The organism is Lysobacter sp. MMG2 (assembly GCF_016735495.2).
Classification (GTDB): Bacteria; Pseudomonadota; Gammaproteobacteria; order Xanthomonadales; family Xanthomonadaceae; genus Lysobacter_J.
The window spans coordinates 71801-98150 of sequence record NZ_JAERQY020000004.1 but is presented as its reverse complement, the minus strand read 5'-3'; the positions used below and the strand labels follow the sequence as shown (position 1 = coordinate 98150).

Here is a 26350-nt window from a genome sequence, read left to right as displayed (position 1 = left end):
CTCAATGACCGGTGGCGACGGCCGCCGCAGCGCGCGGCTCGTGCACGCGCAGCACGCACAGGCCGGCGACGATCAGGCTGATGCCGCCGATGGTCAGCGCCTGGATCGGATGTCCACCGAAGAAATGCTTGAGCAGGAAGCCCAGCAGGCTTGCCGCCACCAGCTGCGGAATGACGATGAAGAAATTGAAGATGCCCATGAACACGCCCATCTTTTCCGCCGGCACGCTATCGGACAGCAGCGCGTACGGCAGCGACAGGATCGAGGCCCAGGCGAAGCCGACGCCGACCATCGACAGCAGCAGCCAGTGCGGATCGCGGATCATCAGGAACGACAGCAGGCCCAGTCCGCCCAGCGAGACGTTGACCAGGTGGCTCACGCGCAGGCCCATGCGCCGCACCATCCACGGGATCACCACCGCCGCCAGCGCGGCGAAGCCGTTGTACGCGGCGAACAGCACGCCGACCCAGTTGGCGCCGTCGTTGTAGGCCGCCGACGCGGTATCGGAGCTGCCGAAGTGCACCTGCGTGACCGCACCGGTGGTGTAGATCCACATCGCGAACAGTGCGAACCAGGAGAAGAACTGCACGACGGCGAGCTTGCGCATTTCCGCCGGCATGTCGTGCAGGTCGCCGACGATCTGCGCGAACGCGCCGCGGCCCTGCAAGCCGCTGGCGACGATCAGCGACGCGCCATAGGCGATGAGCAGACCCGCGAGGATGTAGAGCTGCTTGTCCAGCGCCAGCTGCCACACCGCGAACGCGGCGGCGACGCCGACCAGCAGCCACACCGCACCGTTGCGCCGGGCGCGTGCGCCATCCAGCGGACGCTGTGGCGCGCGCGCCACGGTGTCGTGCGCGCGCAGCACCTCGGGCGGGTATTCGCGCGTGCGCAGCACCGTCCAGCCCACGGCGAGCAGCAGCACCGCGCCGCCGAAGTAGAACGCGTAGCGCACCGTGTCGGGCACCTCACCCGGCCCGGCGGTGTTGCCCACGCCGGCCTGCGCGAGCAGCCACGGCAGCAGGCTGGCGATCACCGAGCCCACGCCGATGAAGAAGCTCTGCATCGCGTAACCGCTGGCGCGTTGCGAGGTCGGCAACTGGTCGCCGACGAAGGCGCGGAACGGCTCCATCGAAATGTTGATCGACGCGTCCAGCACCCACAGCAGGCCGGCGGCGATCCACAGCGTCGGCGAGTTCGGCATGAAGAACAGCGCCAGCGTCGCCAGCACCGCGCCGATCAGGAAGTACGGACGACGACGCCCCAGGCGCGTCCAGGTGCGGTCGCTCAGGTAGCCCACGATCGGCTGCACGATCAGGCCCGTCAGCGGCGCGGCGATCCACAGCACCGGGATGTCGTCCATGCTCGCGCCGAGCGTCTGGAAGATGCGGCTGACGTTGGCGTTCTGTAGCGCGAAGCCGAACTGGATACCGAGGAAGCCGAAGCACATGTTCCAGATCTGCCAGAACGACAGGCGCGGTTTCGTGCTCATGGAGAAGCCTTCTGGTTGATTGGAGCCGCGTTGACCGGCATCGCGTGCAGCGCGCCGATGTCGGCCGAGTTGAGCGGCCCGTCGACGCCGCCCGTGCCCCCGGTATAGCGCGCGTTGTGTCGAAGGTAGGACATGTTGATGCCGTCGCGCAGCGCGAGGCGGCACGTCGCGCCCTTCGGAACCTCGACCACGACCGGACTGGAGCGCTGCAGCGCCGCGCCGTGCGGCATCACCAGCGTGCCGGTCTGCTCGGCCATGCCGTCGCATTGCACCACCAGCGTCTTCACCGCCGCCGTGATGCCGGTGTTGATCGGGCCGTGCGTGTTGCGGAAGTTGACGCTGAGCGCGTAGCGACCCGCGCGCGGTGCGCGCCAGGTGCGCGGCCAATCGCCGTCGATCAACACCTCGGCGCCGACGCAGCGCGTGGGCGAGTGCAGCGACTCGATGCCGTCGTGGACGCGCGTGAGGCTGGCGCACTGGCGTGCGTCGCGCACGTCGAGGCGCGCGCTCGAAGCCATCGGTGATGCGCGCGTCTTCAAGACGCCGTCGACATACAGGTTCTGGCCGGCGGGAACGTCGATGCGCCAATGCGCTCCGTCGCGCTTCATCGCCGGCGCCTCGGGCGATGCCGGCGCGAACGCCGCGGCGTCGAGATGCGAGGGCTCGACCACCGGCGCGCCGCGCAACGGCACCAGGTACACCGTCTCGCGCTCGCCGTCGCGCTCGACAGGTCCGTGCACCAGCAAGTCGCCCTCGCCGGCCGGCGGTCGCACGATGACGACCTCGCGTCCGGGCATCGACAGTGTGATGCGGTCGCCGTCGCCGAACAGCAGCGGCACCAGCGACGTCGGGATCTTCGGCTCGACGCTGCCATCGGCCTGCAGGCCGAACACGCCCTCCATCACCATTTGCAGATAGCCGGCGACCGACCACAGCTGGCGCGGCGAATTCACGACGGGCCCACTGAGCGCGCCGTCGTCCACGTGCACGGCCTGCGTGCGCAGCTCGTAGTTCTCCATGTTCGATCCCGCCAGCGCCGCGCCGCGCAGGATCGAACGGATCTCGTGATCGATGCGCGCGGCGTCATTCGTGGTACGCGCGGCACGCAGCGCGTAGGCACTGACGAAGGGCCAGATCGCGCGGTTGTGATAGATCGCGATGCCGGGCTGCTGCGGCCAGATGACCGGGCTGCCGGAGTCCAGCATCGGGTAGTTCGCCAGCGCGCGGCGTGCGCGATGCGGCGGCGCGATGCCGCTTTCGACCAGCAGCGACAGGCCGAGCAGGTCGTAGGCTTCGAACGGCACCGGATGCGCGGCGGTGCCGATGTAGCTCATGTACAGGCCGCGGTCTTCGCGCCAGAAGCGCCGCTCGATCTGCGCCGCCAGTGCTTTGGCCTGGCGCGCGTACTTGTCCGCGCGGGCGTCGCCGCGTTCGCGCGCCATGCGCTCGCCCAGTCGCAACGCTTCGTAATGCAGGACGTTGGTGGAGAGCGCGAAGGATTGCGCGAGGAACGCGACGTCGTCCGACGTCCAGCGCGGGTACGACTGCTCGCGCCAGTCGAGGAAGGACGTCTCGCCGCGGTACAGGCCCGTGTCCGCGTCGAACACGTATTGCCGATCCTGCGCCAGCGTGTCCGTCAACGCGGCCCACACTTCATCGCGGAAACGCCCGGCGTCCGCATCGGCGGCGGGGGCATCGAGCAGGCCGCGTGCGGCAAGGAACCAAACCACGCGATCGCTGCTGATCGGCCAGCTGCCGCCCGAGCCCGTGTCCTGCACCACGTAGGTGCCCTGCGGCGCACCGGCGCGCAGGTCGGACAGCTTGAAGCGCAGCGCGGCGCGCGTGCGTTCCGGGCGCAGGCGCGCCAGCGCCAGATCGGCGGCGAACGACAGGTCGCGCGTCCACACGTAGCGCCATTTCTCGCCCGTCTCGAAACACGGGCATGGAATCGGGCGGCCGTTGTCGTAGGCGTTGTCGCTGATCGATTCGACTTGCGCCTGCGTCAGTTCCTTCTGCGCCAGCGCGAACAGGCCGTCGAACAACGGGCTCGCGGTGCGGCTGCGAAGTGCTTGCGCTGGAATCGCGATGTCCTTCGCGTCGGCCGCGCCGGGATGCAGGCGCCAGCCATCGCCGTCGCTGCGCATGCGGGCCTGATGGCCCTGCCACGTGAGGCTGTCCCGCCATTCCACGCCGACCGGCGCCGCCTCGACGGCCGTCGCGACGCCCGCAAGCGCCAGCGCGATCGCGAGCGTGGCGCGTGGCATGCAGCGCATCGGCGCCGGACGGGTTCGATTCATGCAGCTTCCCCAGCTCAGTCGCGCCATGGTAGTGCGCGGGGCCGGCGGCCGCGCCGGCTGTATACGTATTCATCGCCGGCATCGGCCCGCGGCAATGTCCAGCGGCGGGGCCTCGTGGAATAGTGCACGCCATCGCGCGCCAGCAGGCGCGTGCATACGATTCGGCACGGACGGCACGGCAGACACAGGGACGGCAGCGTCGGGGATGAAAGGGCAGATGGCGGAAGTCAGGAACGCGGAACAGACCCACTGGTGGCGCGGCGCGGTGATCTACCAGATCTACCCGCGCAGCTTCCTGGACACCAACGGCGACGGCGTGGGCGACCTGCCGGGCATCGAGGCGCGACTGGATTACGTCGCCAGCCTCGGCGTGGACGCGATCTGGATCTCGCCGTTCTTCAAGTCGCCCATGGCCGACTTCGGTTACGACATCGCCGATTACCGCGATGTCGATCCGTTGTTCGGCACGCTGGACGATTTCGACCGCCTGCTGGCGAAGGCGCACTCGCTCGGCATCCGCGTGATGATCGACCAGGTGCTCAGCCACACCTCGATCGAGCACGCGTGGTTCAAGGAAAGCCGCGAAAGCCGCGACAACGCCAAGGCCGACTGGTACGTGTGGGCAGACGCGAAGCCCGACGGCACGCCGCCCAACAACTGGATGTCGCTGTTCGGCGGCGTCGCATGGCAGTGGGAGCCGCGCCGCGGCCAGTACTTCCTGCACAACTTCCTGGCCTCGCAGCCGGACCTCAACTTCCACCACCCTGCGGTGCAGGCGGCCACGCTGGACAACGTGAAGTTCTGGCTGGACCGCGGTGTCGACGGCCTGCGCCTGGACGCGATCAACTTCTGCTTCCACGACATGCAGCTGCGCGACAACCCGGCCAAGCCGGCGGAACTGCGCACCGGTCGCGGGTTCAGCCCGGACAATCCGTATGCGTTCCAGTACCACTGGTACAACAACACGCAGCCGGAGAACGTGGCGTTCCTGGAAGAACTGCGCGCGCTGCTCGACCGTTATCCCGGCGCGACCACGCTGGGCGAGATCTCCTCGGAGGACTCGCTGGCGACCATGGCCGAGTACGTCAACGAACGCCGCCTGCACATGGGCTACAGCTTCGAGCTGCTGACGGACGACTCCAGCGCGGCCTACATCCGCGGCACGGTGCAGAACCTGGAAGCGAAGATGCGCGAAGGCTGGCCGTGCTGGGCCATCTCCAACCACGACGTGCAGCGCGCGGTGACGCGCTGGGGCGGCGATGCTGCGCTCGATGCGGACCTGGCCAGACAACTCGTCGCGCTGGTGTGTTCGCTGCGCGGTTCGGTGTGCCTGTACCAGGGCGAAGAGCTGGGACTGACCGAGGCCGAGGTGCCGTTCGAGGCGTTGCAGGACCCGTACGGCATCACCTTCTGGCCGAACTTCAAGGGCCGCGACGGATGCCGCACGCCGATGCCGTGGAACGGCGATGCCAACGGCGGTTTCAGCGCTGTGCAGCCGTGGCTGCCGGTGCCGGCCGAACACGGCGCGCTCAGCGTTTCGGTGCAGGACGAGAACGCCGGTTCGGTGCTCAACGGTGTGCGCCACCTGCTGCGCTGGCGCAAATCGCAGCCGGCGCTGGTGACCGGCGAGATCGCCTTCCTCGACGCGGCCGAGCCGGTGCTCGCCTTCACGCGAGGCGCCGGCGAGGAGAAGTTGCTGGTGGTGTTCAATCTGTCGGCCACGGCGCAGGCGTGGGACGTGCCCGCGGCGCTGCACGCGCTGGCGCCGATCGATGATCACGGTCTGCGCGCGGGCGAATTGCGCGATGGCACGTTGCAGCTGCCGCCTCGCGGCGTGTTTTACGCGCGGATCGGCTGAGGTCCTCGTGCGAATCGCTCGCTACCGCTCCTGCCCCCTCCCCTGCTCGCAGGGAAGGGTTGGGGAGGGGTCGCGAAGCCGCACCGCGGCGAGCTCCGCGCTGACGCGCATGGCCGCCTCCGCCTTCGTCCTGATGCTCTCGATCGCCGACCTCCTCTCGCACGGCGCCAGCGCCATCGAGCCGTTGTCGCCGCAACCGCAACCCGGACAGGTGACGACCGAAGCACTCAAGCTCGAGGCCACCGCGTTCGCACCGGAAGGCATGCAGGCCACGGTCTTCCTGCCGCCGGGCTACCGCGCCGGAACGCAGCGCCACCCCGTGCTCTACCTCAACGACGGGCAGGACCGCGACGCCGTCCGCCTGCGCGAAACGCTGCAGCAGCTCATCGCCGGCGGCGAGATCCGCGCGCCGATCGTCGTCGCCATCGACATGCCGCGCGATCGCATGGGCGCCTACGGGCTCTCCGATCGTGAACGCGGCACCAGCCTGGTGGCGAAGACGAAATACGGCGGCGTGGGCACGCACGCACACGAATACTCCGAGTGGGTCGCGCACACGCTCGTGCCCGCGATCGATGCGCGTTACCGCACGCGCGCCACGCCCGACGGGCGCGCGATCCTGGGCTGGTCGCTGGGCGGGCTGAATGCGTTCAACCTGGGCTGGCAGTATCCGGAGGTGTTCGGGCGCGTGGGCGCGTTCTCGCCGTCGTTCTGGCCCGCCTCGGACACGACCGACGAAGCCAGCATGCAGCGCACGCGCATGGCGCAGCACATGGTCGATACGAGCCCGCCGCGCAACGGCGCGCGCTGGTTCTTCGCGGTCGGCACGGACGAGGAAACCCATGACCGCGACGGCGACGGCATCAACGACGCCATCGACGACACGCGCGACCTGCTCGACGGCTGGAACGCCGACGCCGGCGGCATGAAAGGTCTGCGCCAGCGCGACTACAGCACCAACGACGACTATGCCGCGCGACCGACGCGCGCGGATGCCTCGCTCTATCTGCTGCCCGGCGGTCGACATGAACAGGCGAGCTGGGCTCGCATGCTGCCGGTGTTCCTGCGCTGGGCGTATGCCGTTCACGCGCCTGCGCTGGAAGCGACGGGTCGCGTGGACAGTTACCAGGACGTACCGTCCGCGCATGTTCCCGCGCGCAACGTCGATGTGTGGCTGCCGCCGTCGTATGCCACGCATCCCGGGCGCCGCTATCCCGTCCTGTACATGCACGACGGCCAGAATCTGTTCGACCCGTCGATGTCGTTCACCGGCATCGACTGGGACATCGACGGCACGATGACCGAACTGATCGACGCCCATCGCGTGCGCGAGGCCATCGTCGTGGCGATTTCGAACACGCCGCTGCGCTCGAACGAGTACTGGCCCGCGAAAGCCGTGCCTGCAAGCGTGATTTCGCCGGAGCAGCGCGCGCAGCTGCTGTCCGATGGCTACCTGCGCTTCATCGTCGAGGAGCTCAAGCCTGCCATCGACGCAACGTATCGCACCCAACCCGCCCGCGACGACACGATGGTGATGGGCGCGAGCCTGGGCGGCCTGATCTCGGCCTATGCGATGAGCGAGTATCCGGACGTATTCGGCGCGGCGGGCGGTCTGTCGACGCACTGGCCGGCGAACGACGGCGCCCTGATCGACTACCTGGCCGCGCACCTGCCCGCGCGCGGCACGCACCGGTTCTACTTCGACCACGGCACGGCGACGCTGGACGCCGACTACGCGCCGTACCAACAGCGCATGGACCGCGTGCTGCGCGACGCCCGGTGGCGCAGCGGGCGCGATTTCATGAGCCGCGAGTTTCCCGGGGCCGAACACAACGAGCGCGCGTGGCGCGATCGGGCCGAGGTGCCGCTGCAGTTCCTGCTGGGACGCTGAAGACGTCGCAGCGCCAGGACCCGCGCATCGCGCGGGCGCTCGCCCGTGCGCGGGAAAACGCTTGCATGCCGCTTCGCGCCGTGATCGCGGGCGATGAATACGTATGCAAAGGAATTTGTGCAGGGATGGGTCCGTCTACCATCGCCGCTACGTCCCGGACCGGTTTTTTTTGCCGATTCGGGCGCGGGCCCCGACGAGCGCTGGCGCTTTGCCGCGACGGACGCGGGCCGACACACAAATAAAAGCCGGATCACTGGGAGGGGAGATGCAACTCAAGCGCAATCTGCTGAGCGTGGCGCTGGCGTCGGCAACGATGCTGATCGCCGTTGGCGCACAGGCTCAGGTCGCCACGCAGGCACCGGAATCGGAGCCGTCGGCGCAGAACGAAACCACCACGCTCGATTCCGTCGTCGTCACCGGCATCCGCGCCGGCATCGAGACGTCGATCGAAACCAAGCGCGAATCGACGTCGATCGTGGAGGCCATCTCGGCCGAAGACATCGGCAAGCTGCCGGACGTGAGCATCGCCGAGTCCATCGCGCGCCTGCCCGGCCTGTCGGCGCAGCGCGTGGGCGGTCGTGCGCAGGTCATCAGCGTGCGCGGCCTGTCGCCGGACTTCGCCACCACGCTGCTGAATGGCCGCGAGATGGTGTCCACCGGCGACAACCGCAGTGTCGAGTTCGACCAGTACCCGGCCGAGCTGATGAGCGGCGTGACCGTGTACAAGACGCCCGACGCGGGCCTGGTGGGCCAGGGCCTGTCCGGCACGATCGACATGCGCACCGTGCGTCCGCTGGATTACGCCGAGCCCGTGATCGCGGTGAGCGGCCGCCTGCAGCGCAACTCGCTGGGCGACGCCGCCAACGCCGACGACGACGGCAACCGCCTCAATGCCGCCTACATCGGCCAGTTCGCCGACCGCACCATCGGCTTCTCGATCGGCTACTCGCACACCGAGCTGCCGATCCAGGAAAACCAGGTCGGCCTGTACGAACCGTGGAGCCAGACCAACACCACCGATCGCCAGCGCAACGGCGTGCCGAACGGCGTGTACTTTTCCGACGGCATCAAGGCGCTGCGCCGCACCGGCGAGATCGAACGCGACGCGGTGATGGCGACGCTGCAGTACCGTCCGTCCAACGACTGGACCAGCACGCTGGACATGTTCCACACCAGCGCCGACCAGGAAGACACGGCCAACCAGTTCGAAGTGAACCTGTCGGGCTACAACGGCGGTTTCAACCCCGTGCCGATCATGGTGAACCCGCAGGTCAACGCCGACGGCACGTTCACCGGCGGCGTCGCGCAGAACGTCTATCCGCTCGTGCGCGGCATGTACCGCAAGCGCGAGGACAAGATCGACGCGTTCGGTTGGTCGAACGACTTCAACGTCGGTCTGACCCGCGTGAAGGCCGACATCGCCTGGTCGCGCGCCAAGCGCGACGAACTGCTGCTGGAGAACAACCTGCAGCAGATCCCGCGCCCGCAGCTGGATAACCTCGGCCTTGCGTACAACAGCAACGGCTTCTCCTGGATGGTGCCGCAGCGCGACTACTCCAATCCGGAATCGCTGTTCCTGACCAACACGATCTACGGCTCCGGCTACGGCAAGGTGCCCAGCGTCGAGGACGAACTGAAGTCCTACACGCTGGCGGCCGCGTTGCCGGTGCCGCAGTCGATGGACTGGATGTCCAGCATCGACGTGGGCCTGAACTACGCCGACCGCGAAAAGCACAAGACGCAGCCGGAAGGCAACATCAACCTCGGCCCGCAGGGCGACATCGCGATCGCGCGTGACCTGCAGTACGGGCTGGTGGACCTGGGCTTCGCCGGCATCGGCCACATCCCGTCGTGGAACGTGCCGGCGGCGGTTGCGCGTTACATGACGTTCGAGCCGGTCGACAACCTGTCGTACCTGATCCCGAAGGCGTGGACGGTGGACGAGAAGCTCACCACCGGCTTCGTGAAGGCCAACATCGACACCGAATGGGGCAACGTCGGCGTGCGCGGCAATGTCGGCGTGCAGATCCAGCATGCGGACCAGTCGTCGCAGGCGAACTTCTGGGATTCCACCCAGCCGGCGGGCAGCGAAGTGCAGCCCTACGAGAACGGCAAGACCTACACCGACTACCTGCCGAGCATGAACCTGGCGTTCCTGTTCGCGCACGACCAGACGCTGCGTCTGGCGCTGGCACGGCAGGTCGCACGTCCGCGCGTTGACCAGCTGCGCGCATCGCTGGAGTTCGGCGTGGACACCGCAACGGGCAAGCCCGGCGCGAGCGGCGGCAACCCGGAACTGGATCCGTGGCGTGCCAACGCGTTCGACATCTCGTACGAGAAGTACTTCGGCACCAAGGCCTACGTGGCTGCCGCGTACTTCTACAAGGACCTGCGCAGCTACATCTACACGCAGACCAACGACAACTTCGACTTCTCGGCTTTCGTCGCCGACTACGTGCCCGGCCCGAACGAGCCGCCGACCCAGACCACCGGCAACTTCACCGCGCCGTACAACGGCGAGGGCGGCAAGCTGCAGGGCATCGAGTTGAGCGCGTCGTTGCCGCTGGACATGCTGTGGGCGCCGCTGGAAGGCTTTGGCATCCAGGCCAGCGCGAGCTTCACCGACAGCGACATCAAGATCCTGGATCCGGAAAGCGCGTCGAGCGTGGGCAGCGACCCGATCAGCCTGCCGGGCCTGTCGGACGAGGTCTACAACTTCACCGCGTACTACGAGCGCAGCGGTTTCGAAGCGCGCGTGAGCCAGCGCAAGCGTTCGGACTTCATCGGCGAGATCGGCAACTTCGACGGCAACCGCACGCTGCGCTACGTGGTGGGCGAGGACCAGATCGACGCGCAGGTGAGCTATGCCTTCGGTGAAAGCAGCTCGCTGGCGGGGCTGACGCTGACGCTCGAGGCCAGCAACCTGACCAACTCGCCGTACCAGACCTACGCCGGCACGAAGGATCGTCCGCTGGAGTACATCGAGTGGGGTCGCACCTACCTGGTGGGCGCAAGCTACAAGTTCTGACCGCTCCCTCCCGCGGCCATTGAAGCCCCTGCCGGTGCGAACCGGCGGGGGTTTTGTTTTTTGGGGCGCGCGATGGCAGCGATCGCACACGGCCAACGTTCCAATGCCGTGCGAAAGGCGGGATTCAGGCTGTCACGCTGTCCAACACATCACGTCATCCCGGCGAAGGCCGGGATCCAGGTTGTCACGCCGCCCGCCACCTCACGTCATTCCAGCAAAACCTGGAATCCATCGTGCTGTTGATAGCCAACGGCGAAAGCGTGGAACGTCCCTGGAGAGTGCCGCCGTGCGGCGGCCCAAAAGCCCCCGCTTTCGCGGGAATGACGGTGGGGTGGTTCACCACAGAGGGAGTGCCCGGATGCTGCGGGCCTGGATCCCGGCCTTCGCCGGGATGACGGTGGATTTGCTGTGGCTACGTGGATTTGTCGTTGCTGCTGATATTGCTGTTGCTGTTGCTGTCGAACAGCCTTTCAGGTCCCTAGCCCCGAAGGGCGCCGCACATGGATGTGCGGCGGTGAGCGCTGAGCCAGGGATGGCGAATCGCGAACGCGCCTATTCGCTGTCCGGTCGTGGGATTGGTTTGGGCAAATGGAAGGCCCTTTCTTTTGGTTACTTTTCTTTGGGCAAGCAAAGAAAAGTGACCCGAGCGGCGTAGCCGATCGGAAGCTTTGCTTCTGCTTTGGCCCTCGCTTCGAGGAGCAGATCAAAAATGGATTCCAGCTTTCGCTGGAATGACGGTGACAAGGTTTGCCGCTATCGGAGTGCCCACGTACTGCGGGCCTGGATCCCGGCCTTCGCCGGGATGACGGTGAAGTGGGTCGCCGCACGGGGAGTGCCCACGCCCTGCGGGCCTGGATCCCGACCTTCGCCGGGATGACGGTGACGCGGGTCGCCGCACGGGGAGAGCCCACGCCCTGCGGGCCTGGGTCCCGACCTTCGCCGGGATGACGGAATCGGAAGGTGGACGATGACGATGACGTTGTCGTCGCCCCCTCGCGGCTTTCGCCGGAACGAGGCGCAGGAGCGTCAGAGCCCCAACCACCCCGCCACGACCGCCCTCGCCTCATCGACACCCTGCTTCGACTCACCCGAGAACGTCTGCACGCTCACCGTATCGCCGAACGCACTGAACAACTCCTTCTTCACCGCCAACAGCGCCTGCGACTGCTGCCCGCGACCGAACTTGTCCGCCTTCGTCAGCAACGCATGCGCCGGAAGCCCGCGGCTGACCGCATAACCGAGCATCTGCCGGTCGTAGTCCTTCAGCGGATGGCGGATGTCCATCACCACCACCAGGCCCTTCAGCGACTCGCGCGTGCGGAAGTACTGGTCGATGAAAGCCTGCCAGTGCGCCTGCAGGTCCTGCGGCACCTTGGCGTAACCGTAGCCCGGCAGGTCGACCAGGAAGCGCGGCTGCGCCTCCATCCCGGTCGGGGTCATGTCGAAATAGACCAGCTGCTGGGTGCGCCCGGGCGTCTTGGACACGCGCGCCAGCGCGTTCTGCTGGCACAGCGCGTTGAGCGCGCTGGACTTGCCGGCGTTGGAGCGGCCGGCGAAGGCGACCTCGAAGCCGCCCTCGGGCGGAAGCTGCTTGTGGTTGTGCGCCGAGAGCAGATAGCGGGCGCGAACGAAGGGATTGGCCATGCCACTAGGATCGCACGGGTGCATGCGCGAACGCGGCAGGAAACGCACGAGGCGCCCCGTCGACAGGCCGCGATCGCTGCGAATTGCCCACCGGGGCGGCTTTTGGCACGTCGTCCGCGTTGACCGGCCCGGGAGCGGCGACGATAATTCCGCGGTTCCGGCGACCGTTCCGCGGTTCGCCTCATCAGTGTTTCGGAGCCCAGCTACATGAGCCAAGCCCGCGTCCTCGGCATTGTCGGCATCGTCGCATTTGCGGCCGCCGCCGTTGCCTATGCCCAGACCACCGTCAATCCGGTCCCGAACAACGCGCCGGTCCAGCAGGCACCGCTGAACACCGCGCCGGAGAAGACCGTGTGGGGCGACGCCAAGGCCGGCGCCACCAAGGCGGGCACCTGCGCCGCGTGCCACGGCCTGGACGGCAACCCGACCGATCCGCAGTACCCGCGCCTGGCCGGCCAGAGCGAGCGCTTCATCGCGCACCAGATCGCCCTGTTCAAGACCGGCGAGCGCAACACGGGCATGGCCGCGGTGATGAAGCCCTTCGCCGATGCCCTGTCGGCCCAGGACGCGCGCGACATCGGCGCCTACTTCGCGACCCAGAAGGCGGGCGCGGGCGTGGCCGACGATACCGTCATCGCCACCGGCCCCAACGCCGGCAAGAAGTTCTTCGAAGTCGGCCAGCAGCTGTTCCGCTCGGGCGACAAGGCCCGCGGCATCCCGGCGTGCATGGCGTGCCACGGCCCGGACGGCGCCGGCAACCCCGGCCCGGCCTACCCGCACATCGCCGGCCAGCAGGCCGCCTACACCCAGCGCCGCCTGGAGGAGTACCGCGCCGGTACCACCGTCCAGCGCGATGCCCACCTGTTCAACGTGATGGCCGGCGTCGCCAAGCAGCTCACCGACGAGGAAATCGGTTCGCTGTCGAGCTACCTGCAGGGCCTGCACCCGAGCCGCGACGACGTCGCCGCCGCCGGTACTCCGGCCGTCGTTGCGCCGGCCGCCGCCCCGGCGCCTGCCGCTCCGGCGGAGAAGCCGGCCGAGCCGGCCGCCGCGCCGGCCACGGGTTCCTGACCTTCCGGAACTTCCGCCGGTGACCTCGGTCAGAGGCGGTACTCCTTCGTTGTCTGGTTGCGCCGGCCGTGATTCCACGGCCGGCGTTTTACTTTCCGGCCCACCTTCGCGAGAACGCCGATGACCCGCCGCCCCGTGCTCCGTTCGCTCCTGCTGCTCGCCCTGCTCCCGTTTGCCGCGCTGGCGGCCGGAGCGCCCCAGCCCGCACCGGTGGAAGGCACGGACTACGAGGTCATCGAAGGCGGGGCGCCGTTCGCGCCGGTCAAGGGCAAGGTCGAGGTGGTGGAAGTATTCGGCTACACCTGCCCGCATTGCGCGCACTTCCAGCCCGAGGTTTCGGCCTGGGCGCGCAAGAACGCCAAGACGGTGAGCTTCGTGCCGCTGGCGGCGCCGTTCGGCGGCTACTGGCAGCCCTACGCCAAGGCGTACTACGCGGCTCAGGCGCTCGGCGTGGTGGAGAAGACCCACGACGCGATGTTCCTGGCCCTGCACACCGACGGCAGCCTGCCGATCCGCAATGCGACGGAGGGCGAGATCGCGACCTTCTACGCCAGGTACGGCATCGATCCGGCCAAGTTCGCCGCCGCTTACGACGGCGCCGACGCCGCACAGCGCCTGCAGAAGGCCGACCAGTTCATCCGCCGCAGCGGCGTGGAAGGCACGCCGACGCTGGTGATCAACGGCAAGTACCGCGTGACCGCCCGCAACTTCGACGACACGCTGCGCATCGCCGATGCGTTGATTGCGCGTGAACGCGACGGCAAAACGCGCTGAGCCGTGTGTCACCGGCCCTGCGCGGCCGGTATCCTTGCCATCAACCCCGCGCCGGCGTGCCCCTGGGTGCGCCGGCGCTTCGCTTCCAGCCTTTGCGGAGACTGTCTGCATGAAATCGCGCCTGCCTCATCTCGCGGTGGTCCTGACCGGACTGCTGGCCCTGTCCGCCTGCTCGAAGCAGGCTCCGGCTCCGGCCGAAACGGCCGCCCCGGCGGCACCGACCGCCGCGCCGGCTGCGCCCGCCACCGCAACCGCTCCGGCCGCAGCTCCGGCTGAAGCCGCCGCCACGCCGGCCGCCGCACCCGCCGCCGCCGCGACGCCGCCGGAAGGCCCGGCGCCGGTGCCGGGCACCGACTTCATCGAGATCGCGGGCGGCCAGCCGTACGAGCCCACGGGCGGCAAGATCGAAGTGGTCGAAGTCTTCGGCTACACCTGCCCGCACTGCGCGCACTTCGAGCCGCTGGTGGAGTCGTGGAAGGCCAAGCAGCCGTCCGATGTGAAGTTCATCGCGCTGGCCGCGCCGTTCGGCGGCTACTGGGAGCCCTACGCGAAGGCGTTCTACACGGCGCAGACGCTGGGCGTGCTGGACAAGTCGCACCAGGCGATGTTCAACGCGATCCACGTCGACCGCTCCCTGCCGGTGCAGCCGCTGCCGACCGACGAGCAGATCGGCGAGTTCTACGCCAAGTACGGCGTGGACGCCAAGCAGTTCGCCAGCACGATGGAAAGCTTCGCCATCAACGCGAAGATGAAGCGCGCCGGCCAGTTCATCGCCCGCAGCGAAGTGGACTCCACGCCGTCGATCGTGGTCAACGGCAAGTACAAGGTCGTCGGCAAGAACTTCGAAGACACCCTGCGCATCACCGAGCACCTGGTCGCGCAGGAGCGCGCGAAGGCCGCCGGCGGTGCGCCGGCCGCTGGCGGCCAGTAACCGCCGCACACGCGTCATCGGAATGGACACCCGCCGGCTCCGCCTGCTCAGCGCGAACATCCAGGCGGGGTCCAGCACGCGCGGCTATCACGACTATGTCGCGCGCAGCTGGTCGCACGTGCTGCCTGCGGGCAACAAGCGCAACAGCCTGGACGCGATCGCGCAGCTGGCCGGCGAGCACGACATCGTCGGCCTCAACGAAAGCGATCCGGGCAGCCTGCGGTCGGGTTTCACCAACCAGACGCATTACCTCGCCCAGCGCGCCGGCTTCGATTACTGGAGCCACCAGCCAAACCGGCGCGTCGGCGGCGTCGCCTCCAGCGCGAACGGCCTGCTGAGCCGGCTGGAGCCGCGCGAAGTGATCGACCATGCCCTGCCCGGCCGCATCGCCGGGCGCGGCGTATTGCTGGCGCGCTATGGCGAAGGCGACAAGGCGCTGCTGATCGCGGTGGCGCATCTCTCGCTCGGCGCGAACTCCCGCGCCGCGCAGCTGGGCTTCATCGCCGAGCTGCTGCACGACCATCCCAATGCCGTGTTGATGGGCGACTTCAACTGCTCCATCGACCGTCCCGAAATGCGCGCCCTGTTCCGCAACACGCGCCTGCAGCCGCCGGACGGGGAAGTGTTCACGTTCCCGAGCTGGCGCCCACAACGCGCGATCGACCACATCCTCGTCGGCGACGGGTTGAAGGTCTCCAATGCGCGCGCACGGCCGGCGGCGTCATCGGACCATCTGGCGCTGTCGATCGACCTGCACGTGCCGGACAGCGCGTTGCGGTGATTGCGCGCGATGCGCGCCTTTGGGCGCGGCTTGCATCGGTATCGACGGTCCGCCTCATCCATTCGCCTAACCCCGCCCCAAACAAAACGGCCGGTGGCGAACCACCGGCCGTCGTGTTTTCAGTGCTGCGATCAGGCGATCAGAAGCGATAGTCCGCGCTGACGTACCAGAACGCACCCGGCAGGTCGTACGTACCCGCGTCGTAGCCGTTGAGCGAGCAGGTCAGGCACACCGGCGGCTCCTTGCCGAAGACGTTGTTCACGCCGACGGTGAGCTTGAGCTTGTCGACCATCGCGTTGTTCCAGTTGAACTGCAGGTCGTGGTACGTGGTGGAACCGAGCTTGTTGAACTCCGGCTCCGGATTGCCCATGCAGCCCGGGGCCTGCGACACCGGCACGTTCGAGCACAGCTCGTCGACGGAGGCGATGTAGCGCACCGTCCAGCCCACGTTGAAGTCGCCCAGCGTCCAGCCGGTCTGCAGGTTGGTCTGCCATTCCGGGATCGCGCTGTCGTTCACTTCGATGCCCACTTCGCGCTGCGACTTGTTGCCGTCGACGTCGACGGCCTCGTAGTCGTTGACGTAGGTGGACTGCAGCGACGCGCTCAGACGGCCCCAGCTGAAATCCGAAGTCGACCAGTTGACCTTGAAGTCGACGCCGTCGGTTTCGATGCGGCCCAGGTTGTCGAGGAAGTTCTCCGGCGGATTGAGGTTGCCACCGGCGCCGCGGGTGAACGGCGTGCAGTTGACCGAGTTGACGCCGCCTTCGCGCAGGCAGGTTTCGAGCAGGGCCTGGATGTCACGGGCCTGGATCGCGTCGTCGATCTTGTGGTGGTAGTAGCTCACTTCGAAGTCCAGGCGCTGCGACCAGTCCAGCCCGCTCGCCCAGCTCGGCGCGTACACCACGCCGAAGGTGTAGCTGTCGGACTCTTCCGGCTGCAGATCCGGATTACCACCGGTGAAGGTGGTGATCTGCGTGTTGGCCTGTTCGAAGTTCGGCGGCGCACCCTGCGCCGCGCAGCCCGCCGCGAAGGACGGATCCGCCGGGCCCGGGCTGCCGGTCGAACCGCAGGGATCGACCAGCGTGGCGCCGAACTGCGTCAGGCCGTACAGCTCGCCCAGGTTCGGCGCGCGGAAGCCCTGCGAGTACGTACCGCGGACCACGATGTCTTCGATCGGCTGCCAGCGGAAGCCCGCCTTGCCGGTGGTGGTGCTGCCGAAGGTCGAGTAGTCGGAGTAGCGGATGGCCGCCTGCAGGTCCAGGGTCGACAGCACCGGGAACTGGAACTCGGCATACAGCTCGTCCACGTCGTACGACGAGGACACCGGCGCGGCGAACGAGTCCTGCGATTCGCCGCTCTGGCGCAGCGGATCGGGGTTGAACTTGCCGCGGTAACGGCGGTGTTCCGCGCCCGCCGCGAAGCCCGCGGTGCGATCGCCGATGTTGAACAGGTCGCCGGTGACGTTGGCCGAGTACAGATCCAGGATCTGCTCGGAGGAGTCGATCTGGCGCGTGCGGATGTAGTCGATCATCGCCTGCGTCATCGGACGGCCCTGGCCGCCGAAGATGTCCAGCGGGACGCAACCCGGCACCTGCGCGCAGATCGCCGGATCACCCAGCGCCAGCTTCATCTTGGCGACGTTGTAGCCGTTGAGGAATTCCTGCGTCGCCTTGTTGTCGGCGTGCGCATAGTTGAAATCCCAACCGTAGCTGCGCGTGCCCAGCTGGAACGTGCCGTCCAGGCCGACGTTGAAGTACAGCGTGTCGACGTCCTGGTTGAAGATGCGCGGACCGACTTCGACCGGGCGACGCGTCGCGACGAGGAAGTTGGAGTTCGCATCCAGCGTCAGGCCAAACGGGTTGTACGGGTTGTTGGCGTGGATGCTGATGGTGTCGGCGATGCCGCCGGTGCCCGCGCCCGGACCGACGAAGATCGGCTCCGGCGCCGCCTGGTTGGTCGAGGTGCGGTTGTTGTACAGGCCCTTGACGTGCAACCGGGTGTTCTCGGTGACGTCGTAGTACACGCTGGCGAAGATCGACTTGCGCTTCTGCGGCGTCAGCAGCAGGTTGTACGGCGCGAAGTTGAAGCGGTCGGCGCCGCCGAAGCTGTGGTACGTGCCGCCGTTGGGATTGCCGGGCACGAACGTCGGCGTGGTGGTGCCGTTGTTGAGCGTGACGTCGTACCAGTTCTCGGTGTCGGCATCGCAACCGCCGGCTGCGGTGGTCGCGCGGGACGGATCGCAGAAGAAGAAACGGCCCTGCGGAATGCCCGAGCTGCCGCCGCGCACGCCGGTGCCCGGCGTCGGGAAGGACGACTGCTCCCACGAACCGGAGCTGATCTCTTCCTGTTCGAAATAGCTGGCCGTGAACACCGCCGACCAGCGATCGCCGCTGCCGCCGAGGGTCAGGTTGGCTTCGGTGGTTTCGCCGCCGTCTTCGTACTCGCCGTAGTAGGCGTGCACTTCGGCGCCGTCGAAATTGCGGCGGGTGATGATGTTGACCACGCCGGCGATGGCGTCGGAGCCGTAGATCGCGGACGCGCCGTCTTCCAGCACTTCCACGCGCTCCACGATGGCCAGCGGAATGGTGTTGAGGTCGGCGCTGCCGCTCACGCCCGAGGCGGAGGACTCATTGACCCAACGCACGCCGTCCACCAGGACCAGGGTGCGCTGCGAACCGAGGTTGCGCAGGTCGACCTGCGCGGAACCGGCGCCGATGCCGCCGCCGTCCGGCGGATAGCCGAAGTTGCCGGAGGAATTGAACTTGGCGTTGAGCGCCTTGCCGCTGGAGGTCAGTTGCTGGAGCAGGTCGCCGACCGTCTGCAGGCCGGTCTGGTCGATCTTGGCCTTGTCCAGCACGAACACCGGCTGCGCGGTGACCGCGTTGGTCTGGCGGATGCGGCTGCCCGTCACGGTGACCGTGTCGAGCGTGGTGGCCGAGCCCGTGGTGGCGGGCGGCGTGGTCTCCTGCGCGGCGGCCAGGCCGGGCAGGGTCAGCAACAGCGACAACTGGATGGCTCTCGTCAGCGATTGACGACGCATGGCTTTCATCGACTCTCTCTCCCTCGAAATAACGAATGAACAGCGCTTTCGCCGTCTCCCCTGCCCGGACGGCTCCGTAGGTTGTAAACAATTCGTGAAGCGGCCACAAGCGGCAAAGAGTAAGACGCACTTTCGGCACACTTCCCCGAAGATCCCTCGCTTGCCCCGGCCCGAGCTTAGGTCGGCGTCCGCCGGCAAAGCGGGACCCAGGCGCGGCTTCGAGAAAGATTCCCGCCCGGCACGGACCACGGGCCCATGGAAATCAACGACTTGGGGCTTCACGCCCTTCGCTCAGGTTCACCTTGCGATGGGCCGGCCCGGGGGTGCCTGGCCCGGGCGAACGCGCCCAGCCCTCCCGCAACCGGGGGGGACTTTCACTCCTGTTTCACGACCAGACTCGCATTTACCCCTTACCGTTCAAGGAGATCTGTCATGTCACGGCTCGGACTTTCGGTTCTCACCATCGCCGTCCTCGGACTGGTCGCCTGCAATCGCACCCCGGCGCCCGAGGCGACCGTGACCACTCCCGCTTCCACTCCCGCCACGGCGTCCGCACGGGCCTACACGGACCAGGACATCAGCGACGCGTACATCTACCTGCTCTCGCGCCTGCTCGTGCTGAGGCAGCAGCAGCTCGACTTCAAGGAAGGCTTCAAGTGGAACGAGCTGCGGCACCGCAAGCCGGGCGGCGTGGACTGGCCGAACCCGAATCTCGACGTCGCGTATTCCGAAGCCTGGGTCGCGGTGGACGAGAACAGCTGCACGATCGTCACCCTGCCGAAGATCACCGGCCGCTACTACACCGTGCAGTTCCTCAACGGCTGGGGCGAGACGCTGGCGAACATCAACGAGCGCACACAGCCCAAGGGCGCGGGCGAGTACGCGGTGTGCCTGAAGGGCGCGAACGTGCAGCTTCCCGCCAACGTCACGCGCATCGACCTGCCTGTGAAGTACTCACGCGTGCTGGCGCGCATCGAACTCGGCAAGGACTGGGACGAAGCGGTCGCGCTGCAAAACAAGATCACGTTCCGGGCGACCGGTTCGCCGACGCCGCCGACGCTTCCCGCCGTTCCGGATTTCGCCATCGCCAAACCACCGGGCGTGGAAGCCTTCGAGCTCGCACCGGCCGTGCTGGACAGCGAAGCCGACCTCAATCCCGGCATGGACGCGGTGCGCGCGAAGGTGCTCGCGATCGCGCAGGGCGTGAAGGATCCGCAGGAACGCGCGCGCGTGGACCAGGTGATTCGCGACAAGGCGCTGCCCGACTTCTTCAAGGCATCGAAGATCCTCGGCCACGGCACCGTGCGCAACCAGTGGGTGCGCCCGTCCACGGTGGGCGTGTACCACGACGACTGGCTCACCCGCAGCCTGGTGAACCAGGGCGGCATCTGGGCCAACACGATGGACGAGGTCGTCTACTACAAGGGCGGCGTCGACGCCGACGGCGCGAACTTCAACGGCGACCACGTGTACACCATCACCTTCCCCAAGGACGCGTTGCCGCCGAGCTTCGCGAACTATTTCTGGTCCGTGATCGCGGTGGACGGAACGAGCTTCCGCGTGCTGCCCAATCCGCAGAACCGCTTCCTGCTCAACAAGCAGTCGAAGCTGGAGTACGGCAAGGATGGTTCGCTGACGCTGTACTTCGCCGCCGAGAAACCCGCCGATGCACCGGAAGGCAACTGGCTGCCGACGCCGCGCGGGCAGGACTACCGCCTCACGTTCCGCTTCTACGGACCGAAGGGCGGCGTCGCCGATGGCACGTACTTCCCGCCGCCGGTGATCAAGCGCTCTTGATCGCCTCATGAGGCCGGCGGTGAAGGTCGCCGCCGTCCGAGCTTCTATGCCTGTTCCAGCATGGCCGCCGCCTCATGGATGCGATGAGGCGGCCGATCGTGCGGCTGCGTCGCCGGTGCATCCGCGGCGACAGCGCGATGTTGGCTTCCGCGCGTCCTGACGTTCAGATCGAATTCCGAGCGTTTCGCGCCGATGACTTCTCCGGTGCGGCTGGCGGTCAGGATCAGCAGTTGCAAGACCCTCAATGCAAGCGTGCGCTGCACTCTCAACGCCCTCATGAAGTGCGGCGCGTCCGCAGATGCCGGCGACTTCCATATGGACCGCGAGGCATCGATGACATGTCCCGTGCGAGCACGACACCAGCCAGGTCATCCCGCGCGTTGCTGATAACAACATGCGCCCAACACCGGCTTTCAACGGGAGGGGCCGCGTGCGGCGCACAAACCGTGGCGATATTGAGCTAGAGCGCGGATGCGCAGGGCAGGCCGAAGATTTCGTCGCCGTATTGCCGCCGCAAACAACGCAGACGGGCCCATGTCGCTTTGAGAACACCGTGAGTCCAAGGCGCCACGCCACGGCTCGCCCGCTCCGGGGTGACTCGGAAACGACAAACGGCAGGGGATACCTGCCGTTGTCTGATCGCCAGCTGCGAGCGGGCGACCTACTTGTAGTCCATCGTAAAGACCGCGATTCCCTGCACCTTGCCCGGCGTGATGGTGCCGGTACGCACATAGCGGGCCTTGAACGGAATATCGACCGTCGAGTTGCCCGGCAGCACGTCCTGAACCTTGAACTTGTTGACCGTCGGATTGAAGCTGATGGCCGAGCCATTACGCACAATCTGCAAGGCCACGCCACTCGCGGTGGATGCGGACGTCAGCGACAGGTACTGACTCACGTTCGCCGGCGTAGTCCGGTCGGCCAGCGACATGTCCACTTCCGTCTTGGTGCCTGCAGTACCGCCCGAGCAGGCCAAGCTGACCTTGAAGTCCTTTTCCTTCAAGGTGGTGCCCACCGTCGCAAAATCCCCGATCCTAGCCTGGTCCAGGTTGACTACCACGTCCGGCGTCGTTACAGCGCAGGTGGGGTTCTTGAGCACGACAGGAACGGACCCGCTAAATTGGTAGACGGTATGGTTAAAGCTAGTTCCATCGAAGAATTTGAGTGTCGAGTAGGCGAAGGGGCCCGATAGTGATCCCCCCGTAATGGGTCCGGTTTTGACAAGGTCGATCCTCACAAGGGCACTGCTGTTGACAACCCACGAAGCGCCGGAGCGATCTGACATTTGTGGGAAATAGCCCCCAGGCGGCGAGTAATTAAAAATCGCGATGCCAATGCCCTCCACAGAACTTGGATAGACAGGCCTGCCCACGAGGGTATAAGCGCCGATGCCTTCGTACCACAACCGAGTGTCGCTGGCGCAGGTCGAATAACCGCCGCCGCCTGCCGCGCCCTGAGTAATAGTTATGGAGGCCACCACCTCGCCGTCGTCCATGGAGTTGTCCACAACCAACGGGCTGGGGAAGGTGAACGTCAACGGATAGGGCTGATTGCCGTTGCTGTTCGTACAGGTGACGGCCCAGCTAGGCAGGGGCAATCCCAGCATCAAGGCCAACAGAACCGGCCAAAGACGCGGACCGCGCTTTGGTGCGGCGCCGCCCTGTGTTGTTTGGGGAAACCCCAAACCCTTAAATGAACTGAACATACTTTTCCTCGAGGTACCCGCCTGGGTAGGAACAGCGATGGGATTGAATTCGACTGGGGTGGACGCGTTAGCGCGCATGGCACACCCCGTTGTTGATGAAGGCGATGCCGGCGGAGCTCTTGGTGGCGAACGATGCGTTCACATCCAGCGCGCACTTGCCTTCGTCGTTCCAGCTCACCGTGAGCTGGCCGCCGTTGTCGTCGGATAGACGCATGAAGGCGCGGCCTTCCGGCATCAGGCTTTCAGGATGCCGTAGTTATGACCGTCGATCTTGCTGATGCCGTTGTCTGTGAAACGCTGCGCCTAGTGGTACATGAAAACGAACGTGGCCATCGCGTTTGCAACGCCCGGCGTGACCGGTCCGGTCTGGACGTAACGAGCTGCCATCGGGAACGAGTACGAGCCATTCTGGATGGTGCCCAGCGCGATGCTGTTGGGTTTGTCCAATCCATTGGTGGGCGCCGTACCGAACGTGACAGGCGTGCCACCCTTCAACAGCTGCACTTTGACGCCGGTGGCGGCGGATGCGGAAGTGAGCGTCAGCCTGTCCGTCGTGTTCGTCGTATTCGTTGCGTCAGTGAACGTGACGGACATCTGCTGCGTTTTGTTGGCGGGGACACCACCGGAACACCCTACGTCCATCGTGAAGGGCACCGCATTCGAGTACCCGTCGTCCGTAATCGAGCTGGCCTCGATCCGGCCCATATTCACCACTTTGTCCACTACGGTCGGCGCGCAAGTGGGCACAGCCGGGGTAACGTGAACTTCGCCGCTCCAGACTAGGCTGACAAATTGTGATCCCGATGGGAGGCTGAACAAACCTGCAAACTCACCACTCATGGATCCCGATGAAATCGGTCCAGTCTTGACCAGCTCGACCCTGATCACGCACCCCGACGTCAACGTCTGCGCGGAAGTGGCCATGGACGCAGGCCACCACCCTACGGGAGCGCAACTGGTATATTTGATAGCAAGGCCCACGCCGGGAATGCTGCTTGGGTACACCGGACGACCTTTCAGCGTGGTGGGCGCCGGTGCCGTCGTCCCGCGAACTGTGTGCCCAGTTTTCCCCGGACATGAAACAGTCGTTCTTGTTGGATTAGTACTATTCTCGACGGCGGCCTGAGGCTGTTGAGTGGATGCGAAGGTGTCACCCACGTCGATCGCGTCTGGATCAAATTGACCGGAATCGAACGCCGGGAACCTGATTCTAGGCATCTGTCCGTCCGTGCTCATCGGGAACGTGCACTCACCAGCCGCCTTGGCATGCTGTGGGACCCACAGCGCCATCGCGAGGCCGAGGGTGGCGATTATCTTGAACATGGTGACACTCCGGGTACCGGCTTGAGCCGGCACCACGATTGGCTTGTACTCGATGGCTGCGGTGGACGCGTCAGCGCGCATGGCACACGCCGTTGCTGATCTGGGCGATGCCGTTGGCGTTCGTGGCGGCCGACGCGTTCCAGTCGATCGTGCACTTGCCGTTGCCGTTCCACATCACCGACAGCGCAACGCTGTTCTCGTCGGGCAGTCGAACGAATGCCTGACCGCCCTGACCCACGTAGCCGACCACGTTGCCGGCGCTGTCGCGCACCTCGGCTCCGAACGGAAGCGGGTTGCCGTTATCCTGCTGCGCCTGGATGAGGTAGGTGGCACCGCTGGTCGTCTCGAACGTGATCGGCACCACGGCGCCGGCACGCGGCGCGACTTCGTAGCGGGACTCGCCGAGTTCCACGTCCATCGACATGCCAGCGGGATCCAGGGACACGTCGTTCATGCGGTACGGCATCAGGCTGTTCACGATGCCGTAGCCACGACCGTCGATCTTGCTGATGCCGTCGTTGAGACGCGCGCCCTTTGCACCCTTCGCCTGGACAACGCCGATGGTGTCGCCCAGGGACTGCGCCAGCGTGATACCGCCACGGTGGATGACCAGGCCGCCGGACGCGTTGACCGAGGCCGAGTTGTAGCCGCTGCCCTGGGTGTAGGACGCGCCCAGGATGTTGTACGGCGTGCGCCAGCCGACATTCGCACCGACGCTGTCGGTGTTGTTGTCGTTGAAGTTGCCGTTGACACCGTAGTTGAACTGGCTGCGATCGCCCGCCGACCCGCTGACCCGGGCCTGCACGCCGTTGCCATCGCGTCCATGGGAGCCCGCCACGCTCAACATAGGCGTGTGGCTCGTGCGGCCGCTGCCGCCCAGCGGCACGGACAGCGTGAAGTAGTAGCTGTTGTCGTAGTCGCCACCGGCCACGCGCGCCCGGTTGGCAGACACGCCATAGGTGAGGTTGCGGTAGCGGTTGTTCCAGCCGAGCTGGTAGCTGGTGTCGACCGAACGGTCGGCGTCCCAGTAATCGTTGCGCGAACCGGAGACGTACAACGAACCGGCGCGGTCGCCCAAGCGCTGGCTGAGCATGATGTCGAACTTGCTGCGCTGGCGGCCGGCGCCTTCCATCACGCCACCGCCCAATGCCCCCGTGCGCACGGCATCATCGAGGCGCACTGCGTCGCCCAGGCCAAGGAAGCCCTCGGTCGAGTAGCGGTATGCCGCCAGGGTGAAGTTGGTGCTGGTGGAGGGAACCGCCTTGCTGTACGTGACGCGGGCGCTGTAGCCGTTCTGGTCGCCGCCGTTGCCGCTGAAGCGGGTGCGCGCACCGGTGATGTCGGCCGCGAAGGCACCGACGGGGGTGCTGACCGCAGCACCGATCAAGGCGGCACGGTACAGGTCGTTGCCGGCCGCCTGGACACCGGCGTACGCCGTCAGCGCGTTGTTGATGCCACGCTGGTAGGTGCCCTCGACGAAGATCGGCGCATCTTTGACCAGCCCTTGGTCACGCACCTCGCCCGCCGTGGCGGAGAAGCGTGAGGTGCCCGCGCGCAGAAGCTGCGGCACGGCGGCATAGGGCACGGTGAAGGTCTGAACGCGGCCGTCGGCCTCGCGCACCGTGACCTCCAGATCGCCGCCGTAGCCGACGGCGCTGAGGTCATTGATCTCGAACGCGCCCGGCGCTACGGTCGTCTGGTACAGGACGAAGCCGGCCTGACGCACCTCGACGGTGGCGTTGGTTTCCGCGGTGCCGCGAATGATGGGAGCGTAGGTGCGCTGCGAGTCCGGCAGCATGCGCTCGTCGCTGGCCAGCTGCACACCGCGGAAGCCGACGGAGTCGAACAGCTGACCCGTGGTGAACGTATCACCCACGGTCAGTTGCGCCTTCAGGCGGTCAACGTCGTGCTGCGCGTAGGTGCGGATGCTCTGGAAGTCCGAGTTGCCGTCACGGTTCCACTGGTAGCTCGACTGATTCCGGATACGCCAGCCGCCGAGGTTCAAGCCCGCGTCCAGTCCGAGGTAGCCCGACAGGTTGCTGTCATGGCCATTGCGTTGTGACTGGTTGCCGCTGGCGGTATAGCCAAGCGTGAACGCATTGACGCCGCGGTCCCACAGACTCGGATCCACCCAGCCGCGTGGATCGTGACTCATCGAAATTTGAGGCACGCTGACGCGCAGGCTCAGATCACCCGCATCGGCGTAGACGGTGGTACCGGGAACAAGCGCGGGGAGATCGAGGCAGTCGCCGTCCAGATTCGCGCCTTCGGCCTCCAGCTTGCCGACATTGACGCCCATCGTGGTGAGTAGCGCACGGGTGAAGCAGGCTTTGGTGTCGCTGCCGTCGTCACGGAATGTGACGGTCTCGCGCGAGAGAAGATACTCGTTGACGTAGAGGTCAACGCGCTGCGCGCCCGTGGGCATCGGATTGCCGCGCTCGAAACGGCTCAGGTCGGCGGCGGCGGCGGTCGCACCACCGAGGAAGCCCGCATTGAACTCGACCTGTGCGGGACCCGGCTCCGGCGAAGGATTGGGCGAAGGATCCGGCGCCGCCACCACCGCGAACGGAGCCATTGCGGCGAGGATGCACACACCGATGCGCTTGCGACGCAGCCCATAAGCAGCGGCTTGGTCCTGAAGGGTTTCGAGCGAGGCAGTGAACATGGCGTTACCTGGCGGGGATTGGGCCCGCGCAATAGCGGCAGGCCAGGAATTCG

Annotated in this window: 18 protein-coding genes; 9 read left to right on the top strand and 9 right to left on the bottom strand. The window is 66.7% G+C overall.

The genetic code is table 11. The annotated features are described in order from the left end of the window. Position 1: 1 nt before the first annotated feature. Both JI752_RS15005 and JI752_RS15000 read right to left on the bottom strand, forming a co-directional pair. A complete protein-coding gene (locus tag JI752_RS15005; protein ID WP_216965557.1) occupies positions 2-1492 on the bottom strand; it encodes an MFS transporter in 1491 nt (496 codons plus the stop codon). After that, positions 1489-3789, bottom strand: coding sequence for a Six-hairpin glycosidase-like protein (locus JI752_RS15000; protein WP_254200922.1), 2301 nt, complete (start codon positions 3787-3789; stop codon positions 1489-1491). The genes JI752_RS15005 and JI752_RS15000 overlap by 4 nt, the downstream gene beginning before the upstream one ends. A gap of 217 nt (positions 3790-4006) precedes the next feature. On the opposite strand from JI752_RS15000, the gene JI752_RS14995 reads away from it, so the two are divergent. The 4 genes from JI752_RS14995 (at position 4007) to JI752_RS14980 (ending at position 11221) form a co-directional block, all read left to right on the top strand. Next, the gene (locus JI752_RS14995) at positions 4007-5647 is read left to right on the top strand and encodes an alpha-glucosidase family protein (protein WP_216965555.1); all 1641 of its coding nucleotides are present in this window, start codon (positions 4007-4009) and stop codon (positions 5645-5647) included. A gap of 109 nt (positions 5648-5756) precedes the next feature. Beyond that, positions 5757-7538 carry an alpha/beta hydrolase-fold protein gene (locus JI752_RS14990; RefSeq protein ID WP_216965553.1) on the top strand — a complete coding sequence of 594 codons (1782 nt, stop codon included), beginning with the start codon at positions 5757-5759 and terminating at the stop codon, positions 7536-7538. Positions 7539-7803: 265 nt separating this feature from the next. Further along, positions 7804-10566: a TonB-dependent receptor gene (locus tag JI752_RS14985; protein WP_216965551.1), complete on the top strand. Its 2763-nt coding sequence runs from the start codon at positions 7804-7806 to the stop codon at positions 10564-10566. 358 nt (positions 10567-10924) lie between these two features. Further along, positions 10925-11221: a hypothetical protein gene (locus tag JI752_RS14980; RefSeq protein WP_216965549.1), complete on the top strand. Its 297-nt coding sequence runs from the start codon at positions 10925-10927 to the stop codon at positions 11219-11221. Positions 11222-11592: 371 nt separating this feature from the next. Here the strand turns inward: JI752_RS14980 and yihA are convergent, their stop codons facing one another. Continuing rightward, positions 11593-12210 (bottom strand): ribosome biogenesis GTP-binding protein YihA/YsxC, encoded by a 618-nt coding sequence (gene yihA / locus JI752_RS14975; RefSeq protein ID WP_216965547.1) that lies wholly within the window; start codon positions 12208-12210, stop codon positions 11593-11595. Positions 12211-12417: 207 nt separating this feature from the next. Here yihA and JI752_RS14970 point away from each other — a divergent pair, with 207 nt between their 5' ends. The 4 genes from JI752_RS14970 to JI752_RS14955 all read left to right on the top strand — a co-directional run bounded on the left by JI752_RS14970 (position 12418) and on the right by JI752_RS14955 (position 15767). Continuing rightward, positions 12418-13281, top strand: a complete 864-nt coding sequence (locus tag JI752_RS14970; RefSeq protein ID WP_216965545.1) for a c-type cytochrome — start codon at positions 12418-12420, stop codon at positions 13279-13281. Between the two features lie 120 nt (positions 13282-13401). Further along, complete coding sequence (locus JI752_RS14965) at positions 13402-14055, top strand: thiol:disulfide interchange protein DsbA/DsbL (RefSeq protein ID WP_216965543.1); 654 nt, start codon at positions 13402-13404, stop codon at positions 14053-14055. A gap of 109 nt (positions 14056-14164) precedes the next feature. Beyond that, positions 14165-14986, top strand: a complete 822-nt coding sequence (locus tag JI752_RS14960) for a thiol:disulfide interchange protein DsbA/DsbL (RefSeq protein ID WP_216965541.1) — start codon at positions 14165-14167, stop codon at positions 14984-14986. Positions 14987-15029: 43 nt separating this feature from the next. Further along, a complete protein-coding gene (locus JI752_RS14955; RefSeq protein ID WP_216966116.1) occupies positions 15030-15767 on the top strand; it encodes an endonuclease/exonuclease/phosphatase family protein in 738 nt (245 codons plus the stop codon). 139 nt (positions 15768-15906) lie between these two features. On the opposite strand, the gene JI752_RS14950 is transcribed toward JI752_RS14955, so the two are convergent. Then, positions 15907-18816 (bottom strand): TonB-dependent receptor, encoded by a 2910-nt coding sequence (locus tag JI752_RS14950; RefSeq protein WP_216965540.1) that lies wholly within the window; start codon positions 18814-18816, stop codon positions 15907-15909. Positions 18817-19239: 423 nt separating this feature from the next. Between JI752_RS14950 and JI752_RS14945 the strand changes: the two genes are divergently transcribed. Then, complete coding sequence (locus JI752_RS14945) at positions 19240-20604, top strand: DUF1214 domain-containing protein (protein ID WP_216965538.1); 1365 nt, start codon at positions 19240-19242, stop codon at positions 20602-20604. A 44-nt stretch (positions 20605-20648) separates the two neighbouring features. Here the strand turns inward: JI752_RS14945 and JI752_RS14940 are convergent, their stop codons facing one another. The 5 genes from JI752_RS14940 to JI752_RS14920 form a co-directional block, all read right to left on the bottom strand. Further along, the gene (locus tag JI752_RS14940) at positions 20649-20840 is read right to left on the bottom strand and encodes a hypothetical protein (protein WP_216965536.1); all 192 of its coding nucleotides are present in this window, start codon (positions 20838-20840) and stop codon (positions 20649-20651) included. A gap of 425 nt (positions 20841-21265) precedes the next feature. After that, positions 21266-22309, bottom strand: a complete 1044-nt coding sequence (locus tag JI752_RS14935) for a fimbrial protein (protein WP_216965534.1) — start codon at positions 22307-22309, stop codon at positions 21266-21268. A 67-nt stretch (positions 22310-22376) separates the two neighbouring features. Beyond that, positions 22377-22523 carry a hypothetical protein gene (locus JI752_RS14930; RefSeq protein ID WP_216965532.1) on the bottom strand — a complete coding sequence of 49 codons (147 nt, stop codon included), beginning with the start codon at positions 22521-22523 and terminating at the stop codon, positions 22377-22379. Positions 22524-22612: 89 nt separating this feature from the next. Further along, the gene (locus JI752_RS14925) at positions 22613-23632 is read right to left on the bottom strand and encodes a fimbrial protein (protein WP_216965530.1); all 1020 of its coding nucleotides are present in this window, start codon (positions 23630-23632) and stop codon (positions 22613-22615) included. A 70-nt stretch (positions 23633-23702) separates the two neighbouring features. Next, on the bottom strand, positions 23703-26297 hold the full coding sequence (locus tag JI752_RS14920; RefSeq protein ID WP_216965528.1) for a fimbria/pilus outer membrane usher protein: 2595 nt from the start codon (positions 26295-26297) through the stop codon (positions 23703-23705). Positions 26298-26350 lie beyond the last annotated feature (53 nt).

Bases quoted from the DNA above. Each gene is read 5' to 3' on its own strand.
- JI752_RS14985 (WP_216965551.1), top strand. From the start codon at position 7,804: ATGCAACTCAAGCGCAATCTGCTGAGCGTGGCGCTGGCGTCGGCAACG.
- JI752_RS14995 (WP_216965555.1), top strand. From the start codon at position 4,007: ATGGCGGAAGTCAGGAACGCGGAACAGACCCACTGGTGGCGCGGCGCG.
- JI752_RS15000 (WP_254200922.1), bottom strand. From the start codon at position 3,789: ATGAATCGAACCCGTCCGGCGCCGATGCGCTGCATGCCACGCGCCACG.
- JI752_RS14965 (WP_216965543.1), top strand. From the start codon at position 13,402: ATGACCCGCCGCCCCGTGCTCCGTTCGCTCCTGCTGCTCGCCCTGCTC.
- JI752_RS14970 (WP_216965545.1), top strand. From the start codon at position 12,418: ATGAGCCAAGCCCGCGTCCTCGGCATTGTCGGCATCGTCGCATTTGCG.
- JI752_RS14920 (WP_216965528.1), bottom strand. From the start codon at position 26,297: ATGTTCACTGCCTCGCTCGAAACCCTTCAGGACCAAGCCGCTGCTTAT.
- JI752_RS14990 (WP_216965553.1), top strand. From the start codon at position 5,757: ATGGCCGCCTCCGCCTTCGTCCTGATGCTCTCGATCGCCGACCTCCTC.
- JI752_RS14935 (WP_216965534.1), bottom strand. From the start codon at position 22,309: ATGTTCAGTTCATTTAAGGGTTTGGGGTTTCCCCAAACAACACAGGGC.
- JI752_RS15005 (WP_216965557.1), bottom strand. From the start codon at position 1,492: ATGAGCACGAAACCGCGCCTGTCGTTCTGGCAGATCTGGAACATGTGC.
- JI752_RS14945 (WP_216965538.1), top strand. From the start codon at position 19,240: ATGTCACGGCTCGGACTTTCGGTTCTCACCATCGCCGTCCTCGGACTG.
- JI752_RS14925 (WP_216965530.1), bottom strand. From the start codon at position 23,632: ATGTTCAAGATAATCGCCACCCTCGGCCTCGCGATGGCGCTGTGGGTC.
- JI752_RS14950 (WP_216965540.1), bottom strand. From the start codon at position 18,816: ATGAAAGCCATGCGTCGTCAATCGCTGACGAGAGCCATCCAGTTGTCG.
- JI752_RS14930 (WP_216965532.1), bottom strand. From the start codon at position 22,523: ATGCGTCTATCCGACGACAACGGCGGCCAGCTCACGGTGAGCTGGAAC.
- JI752_RS14960 (WP_216965541.1), top strand. From the start codon at position 14,165: ATGAAATCGCGCCTGCCTCATCTCGCGGTGGTCCTGACCGGACTGCTG.
- yihA (WP_216965547.1), bottom strand. From the start codon at position 12,210: ATGGCCAATCCCTTCGTTCGCGCCCGCTATCTGCTCTCGGCGCACAAC.
- JI752_RS14980 (WP_216965549.1), top strand. From the start codon at position 10,925: ATGCTGCGGGCCTGGATCCCGGCCTTCGCCGGGATGACGGTGGATTTG.